Genomic DNA, 5572 nt, shown 5'->3' on the forward strand with positions numbered 1-5572 from the left:
GCGCAGCGCTCGAACAGGCCAGCCCCGAACTGCAACGCACCGCCCTGATGAACGCCGCCCAGGCTGGCCACGAGGCAATGGTGGCCTTGCTGCTCGAGGCCGGCGCCAACCCCTCGCCCGTGGACTTCCAGCAACGCAACGCCTGGTCCCTGGCCGAAGAAAATGGCCATGCCCAGGTCATGCAACAGCTGGAGCAGGCCGGTGCCGGGGCACCGCCAGCACCTGCACCGGCCCCTTCCCTGCCCTGGCCGCCGCTGGTGCCTGGCACTGACAGCAGCGCAGATCCGGTCACCCAGGTGCGGGCCTATACCCTGGCTTTGTACGCCTGGGAACAGCGCGGCAATGCCCTGGGCCACGACGCGCTCGACGCCGCCTTCTGGGCCGAACCGCAACAGTTGCTCGAACGTTTTTGTACCCTGCGACCGCGGGCCTATCCGCGAGCCTCCTATGGTTACCCCACGACCCACGCCGAGGCCGACGAGCTACTGGGCTGCCAGTTGCTCAAGCCCGCCCAGGCCGAAGTGCTGGTGCGCGACCCGGCATCCCGGGCCCTTTGCTACGAGCATCGCTTCGTGGTCAAGCGGGTTGCCGGCCAATGGCGCATCGACAGCGTCAAGCGCCGCCTGGCCGGCACCCAGAAATGGGCAAACGCCATTCTCTAGCGGGGGCAAGGGGCAAGAGCGAACGGGCGCAGCCTGCTCGACGTGCGGCACGGTTCGAGCCCGTCGCCCTTGGCGTGCAGTCGCCCGCCATCACCACCGCTGTCCAGATCCGCGTTGAAACACGTGCCGATAAGCCCCTGGCCCGACAGCAGGCGGCCGCCAGCCAGCAGCAATTGCTGGTTGGCGGGCGGGCTGCTGCCCGTGGTTAAATGCCGCCCCGAAAAAATGACCGGCCCCGCTGATGACCCCTCTCGCCCTCGCCACCCTCAACCAGCATCTGTTGACCGCCCTGGCCGCCGCGCCCGGCGAAACCCGGCGCCTGTTCCATGGCCGCGGCCGCTGCTGGCCGGGGCTGGAACAGCTGACCGTGGACTGGCTGCAGGGGGTAGTGCTGGTGTCCTTGTTCAAGGAACCCGAAGCCGGGCAACTCGAAGCCCTGCAGCAGTTGCTGGCGGACCTGGGCTCGACCCCGCAATGGGTGGCCAGCGGCGCCCGCAGCCTGATGCTGCAACACCGCTACCTGCCCGACAGCCGTGGCGAGTGGCTGCTGGGCGAGGCCATCGACAGTTGCACCATCACCGAGGAAGGCCTGCGCTACCAGGTGGACCTGGGCAGCAAGCAGAACAACGGGCTGTTCCTCGACATGCGCTACGGGCGCAACTGGGTGCGGGCCAATGCCCGGGGCAAGAATGTCCTGAACCTGTTTGCCTATACCTGCGGCTTCTCGGTGGCGGCGATTGCCGGCGGCGCCGAGCGGGTGGTCAACCTCGACATGTCCCGGGCGGCCTTGAGCCGCGGCCGCGACAACCACCGGCTCAACGGCCACGACACCAGCCGGGTGAGTTTCCTCGGCCATGACCTGTTCAAGTCCTGGAGCAAGGTCAAGCAGGGCGGGCCCTATGACCTGGTGATCATCGACCCGCCGTCGTTCCAGAAAGGCAGCTTTGTCCTCGGCAAGGACTATGCGCGGGTGCTGCGGCGCCTGCCGGAGTTGCTCACGGCCGATGGTTGCGTACTGGCGTGCATGAATGATCCGGCGTTTAGCGTAGATTTTCTTCTGGAGGGGATGGCCGAAGCGGCGCCGGGGTTGCGCTTTGAACAGCGGCTGGAGAACCCGCCGGAGTTTCCGGATGCGGATCCGCAGTGCGGGCTCAAGGCACTGGTATTTCGGCATGGGGCATAGGCCTTGATCCTGGCTGGGTGGCCGTTGCTGCAGCAACGGGCATCCAGCCAGGCCCTTACAGCTCCATCCGATACTCGATCACCCCCGGCTTGTGCGCCACCCAGTCATACAACCGTTGCGCCCGCTTGTTGCTCTCCTGGGTATGCCAGTACAAACGAGCGCACTGGTGTTGCCGGGCAAAGGCCTGCACCCACTCGATCAACAGTTTCCCCGCCCCGCTGCCGCGAATCGACGGGGCCACGTACAGGTCTTCCAGATAGCAGAAGTCGCCGACGGCCCAGGTCGAACGGTGCAACACCAGGTTGACGAAGCCGATGACTTCATCGCCCTGCACCGCCACCGCCGAATACATCGGTTCCCGCGAATCGAGGAAACGCTCGAACGTGCGGCGGCTGACCTCTTCGCTCAGCGTCACCTGATAGAAATCCTGATAGGCCAGCCACAGCGGCAGCCATTGCTGGTAATCCCCAGGCTGAATCGCCCGTACCGTCACCGCAGGTTGTTGATCGCTCATTACGCGCTCCTCTTGATCATCCACACCGGGATCAGCCCCGGTTATTGAAGAGTGCGCAGGTTAGTGCGTGAGTGGCGGATTTTATCAGGCCAATTCTGCCATCTGTAACAGACCACTTTTCCCAACCCCTCACAGCCCGGGCTGCTGATGGGTCACGCAGTGAATGCCGCCGCCCCCTGCGGCGATAGCGTCGATATCCAGCTGGATCACCTGCCGCCCGGGGTACAGGCTGGCCAGCAGGCGGTGGGCCTTGCCCTGGTCAGCCAATTGCTGAGCCCTTTGTGCGAACAGAGCGTGCGCGGCCCGACCTGGGCCTGGCTGATTCACCGCGACAGTGAATGCAGCCCGCTGACCCGCAGTTTCTCGCAGTGGCTACAGGCTGCGCTGCAGGGTTCGGCCGAAGCTTGAGGCGCCCGCCCGGCAAGGACTGGAGCGATGCAAAACCGCTTTCCATTCCTGCCCCTAACCCCACGCGTGGCGGCGCCTTAAGCTGGCGCCAGTGCAATCCGCACTGCCTTCCAGGAGCCGCCCGTGCCCCCGATCCACGACATCAACTGGCCGCTGTGGCTGTCCACCATGCTGCCCATGGCCCTGAGCGCCGGCCCCGGCAACCTGATGGTGGCCAGCTCCGGCGCCCGCAGCGGCGTGCGGCGTTCCCTGCGCTTCATCTGCGGGCTGGACCTGACCTACCTGCTCCTGGCGCTACTGGTGGGGCTGGGGCTGTATCACAGCCTGGCGGCGTATCCAGGGTTGCTCTGGGGCCTGCGGGTAGCGGGCAGCCTGTACATTTTCTGGCTGGGCCTGCGCCTGCTGCTGCGGCCATTGCGCAAGCCTGGCGAGCAGAGTGAAGCCCTGCAGTTTCGTGATGGCGTGATGCTGCAACTGGGCAACGTGCAGGGTCTGGTGATGCTGCTGGTCATGTTCTCCACCTTCAGCCCGGGCGCCGATGCGGGCACTGCCGTGGTGCTGGCGCTCAGCGCCGCGCTGATCGCGGTGAACCTGTTCGGCCACCTGCTGTGGGCCAGCCTGGGCTCAAGCCTGCAGCGGCTGATGCGCGACCGCCCGCGCCTGCTGCTGGCGCAGAATGCGCTGTTCGGCTTGCTGCTGATGGCGGTGGCCGGGTGGCTATTGCTGCGTGGCGCCTAGCGCGTCAGCCGGCCTTGCCCTCACCCTGCAAGCCCTGGCGCGCCAGCAGATCGCAGAGAAATTCCGCCACCCGCTCGACCCGCTCCTGGCCCTGGGTCGCCAGGTTGCGCAGCAGCCAGATATCCGCGCGGTGAGCCGGAGCCTGGGGCAACACCCGGTGCAGGCCCAGGGGTTCTGCGATATAGGCCGGCAAGGCGGCAATCCCCAGGCCCGCCTGCACCGCCTTGAGCTGCGCCTCCAGGTTGCCGGTGCGCATCCACAACGGCTGATCACCGCTGAGCTGGTCCAGCCAGCGGGCCAGGGGCATGTGGGCCAGGGTCTGGTTCCAGCCGATCAGCGAATGCTGGCGCAGCTCCGAAGGCTTCTCGGGGCAGCCATGGGCCGCGGCATAACCTGGGGAACAGAACAGCGCCTGGGTCAACTCGCCGACCCGGCGCAGGGTGAAGTTGCCGGCTTCCGGCCGTTGCAGGCGCAGCAGCAGGTCGCTGTGGCTCTGGGTGAGCTTGACAGAGCGCGCCGCATTGACGAAATCGAAGCTGATCTGCGGGTGCTGCAAGCGAAACTGCGCCAGTGCGGGAATGATCAGGTGGCTGCCCATCAACTCCGGGCATTCGATGCGCACCACCCCGGCCATGCGCGCGCCTGGCCGGGACAACTGACGTTCCATCAGGCGCAAGCGCTCCTCGATCTCCAGGGCCATGGGCAGCAGGGCCTGGCCGGCTTCGGTGAGGAAATAGCCCTGGGTGGTCTTGAGGAACAGCACGCTGCTCAAGGCCTGCTCCAGCACCAGGATCTTGCGCGAGACCGTCGAGGCCGACACCTTTAGCGCCTGCCCGGCGTCGGTGATGTTGCTGGCATTGGCGACGGCAATGAAAAACCGCAAATCGTCCCAGTTCACGCTTACCTGCCCTATCCCTGAAAACCCAGGCCCGGGATCTTATGCGAAATAAGCAGCGCAGCGGTCAGACTTTTCTCCTGTAAAGTGCCCAAAATCTTTCCTGCCCACGGATCGGGAGCCCCCCATGCTGGAACTGCACACCCCTCGCCTTAACCTGCGCCCCCTGAACGCCCATGACTGGGAGCTGTTCCTGGCCCTGCACAGCGACCCGGAAAACCTGCGCTATGTCTGCGATCCGCTCTCCCGGATGCAGATCGAGGAGCGTTTCACCTCGCGCCTGCCCCATTGGGACATGGATTGCGACCACTGGCTGTGCCTGGTGATCCGCGATCGCCACAGCGGCGAGGAGCTGGGCTTCACCGGCCTGCGAGTCAGCGACCGGCCCAGCGCCGAAGCCGAGGTCGGCTACCTGCTGGCCCCCGGTCATCAAGGCAAGGGCCTGGCCACGGAATCCCTGCGCACGCTGATGCAATACGCCCGCCACAGCCTGGGGATCAAGCGCCTGGTGGCCACGGTCACCGATGGCAATGCTGCGTCCTGCCAGGTTCTGCAGCGATGCGGTTTCGTCTTCCAGCAACGTGACGAAGGGGCCTTCCGCATGGGTGGCGAAGACTTCGACGACCTGATTTTCAGTTGCCCCCTTACGGCCTGAGTGCGGGTTTGTGGCCCCCGCCTACGCCTGCCTGGCGTGGGTTTTTCTTGACAGCGAAAATTCCCAACGGCTATTGTCTGACAACCTGACTACCAAGGTTTTACCCACCCATGCTTGAACTCCAGCGACCCGACTCTCTCGTTGTGCGCGTGGTCAATGCGATCCGCACCGAGATCGACTCCGGCCGCCTGGCCCCCGAATCGCGCCTGCCGACCGAGCAGCAACTGGCCGAGCAGTTGAACGTCAGCCGCTCGGTGATTCGCGAGGCCATCGCCCAGCTCAAGGCCGACGGCGTACTGATCGCCCGGCGTGGCCTGGGTTCGTACATTTCCAAGACCCCCGCCGGCACCGTGTTCCGTTTCCCCCAGGGCGATGGCCGCCTGCCGGACCTGGCGCAGATGTTCGAGATGCGTTTGTGGATCGAAACCCAGGCCGCGTCGATCGCCGCCCAGCGCCGCGACGCCGCCGACCTGCAACGGATGCGGGGCGCGTTGCAGGAAATGCACGACAAGCGCAG

At 65.8% G+C, this 5572-nt stretch carries 8 protein-coding genes and 1 pseudogene; 6 read left to right on the forward strand and 3 right to left on the reverse strand.

Annotated elements, in window-relative coordinates:
- On the forward strand, positions 1–662 hold a 662-nt coding region (locus tag F6S12_RS29235; RefSeq protein WP_315869650.1), incomplete at its 5' end, for an ankryin.
- 241 nt (positions 663–903) lie between these two features.
- Positions 904–1845 carry a class I SAM-dependent methyltransferase gene (locus tag F6S12_RS29240; RefSeq protein ID WP_011060737.1) on the forward strand — a complete coding sequence of 314 codons (942 nt, stop codon included), beginning with the start codon at positions 904–906 and terminating at the stop codon, positions 1843–1845.
- A 55-nt stretch (positions 1846–1900) separates the two neighbouring features.
- Here F6S12_RS29240 and F6S12_RS29245 read toward each other — a convergent pair whose 3' ends face one another.
- A complete protein-coding gene (locus F6S12_RS29245; protein WP_011060736.1) occupies positions 1901–2359 on the reverse strand; it encodes a GNAT family N-acetyltransferase in 459 nt (152 codons plus the stop codon).
- A 129-nt stretch (positions 2360–2488) separates the two neighbouring features.
- Positions 2489–2611, reverse strand: a pseudogene (locus tag F6S12_RS29250) (agmatine deiminase family protein); the annotation flags it as partial.
- On the opposite strand from F6S12_RS29250, the gene F6S12_RS29255 reads away from it, so the two are divergent.
- Positions 2570–2767: a hypothetical protein gene (locus tag F6S12_RS29255; protein WP_315869653.1), complete on the forward strand. Its 198-nt coding sequence runs from the start codon at positions 2570–2572 to the stop codon at positions 2765–2767. The pseudogene F6S12_RS29250 and the gene F6S12_RS29255 sit on opposite strands and share 42 nt — an antisense overlap.
- Positions 2768–2890: 123 nt before the next feature.
- Positions 2891–3505 carry a LysE family translocator gene (locus F6S12_RS29260; protein WP_183000451.1) on the forward strand — a complete coding sequence of 205 codons (615 nt, stop codon included), beginning with the start codon at positions 2891–2893 and terminating at the stop codon, positions 3503–3505.
- Between the two features lie 4 nt (positions 3506–3509).
- On the opposite strand, the gene F6S12_RS29265 is transcribed toward F6S12_RS29260, so the two are convergent.
- Positions 3510–4403 carry a LysR family transcriptional regulator gene (locus F6S12_RS29265; protein ID WP_011060733.1) on the reverse strand — a complete coding sequence of 298 codons (894 nt, stop codon included), beginning with the start codon at positions 4401–4403 and terminating at the stop codon, positions 3510–3512.
- 124 nt (positions 4404–4527) lie between these two features.
- On the opposite strand from F6S12_RS29265, the gene F6S12_RS29270 reads away from it, so the two are divergent.
- Together F6S12_RS29270 and F6S12_RS29275 are read left to right on the forward strand one after the other, a co-directional pair.
- Positions 4528–5055, forward strand: coding sequence for a GNAT family N-acetyltransferase (locus tag F6S12_RS29270; RefSeq protein WP_315869651.1), 528 nt, complete (start codon positions 4528–4530; stop codon positions 5053–5055).
- Between the two features lie 110 nt (positions 5056–5165).
- Positions 5166–5572 (forward strand): FadR/GntR family transcriptional regulator (locus F6S12_RS29275; RefSeq protein WP_315869652.1); only part of this gene is annotated, 407 nt, incomplete at its 3' end.

The organism is Pseudomonas sp. JV245A, from assembly GCF_032424515.1.
Classification (GTDB): Bacteria; Pseudomonadota; Gammaproteobacteria; order Pseudomonadales; family Pseudomonadaceae; genus Aquipseudomonas; species Aquipseudomonas protegens.

Bases quoted from the DNA above. Each gene is read 5' to 3' on its own strand.
- F6S12_RS29270 (WP_315869651.1), top strand. From the start codon at position 4,528: ATGCTGGAACTGCACACCCCTCGCCTTAACCTGCGCCCCCTGAACGCC.
- F6S12_RS29240 (WP_011060737.1), top strand. From the start codon at position 904: ATGACCCCTCTCGCCCTCGCCACCCTCAACCAGCATCTGTTGACCGCC.
- F6S12_RS29245 (WP_011060736.1), bottom strand. From the start codon at position 2,359: ATGAGCGATCAACAACCTGCGGTGACGGTACGGGCGATTCAGCCTGGG.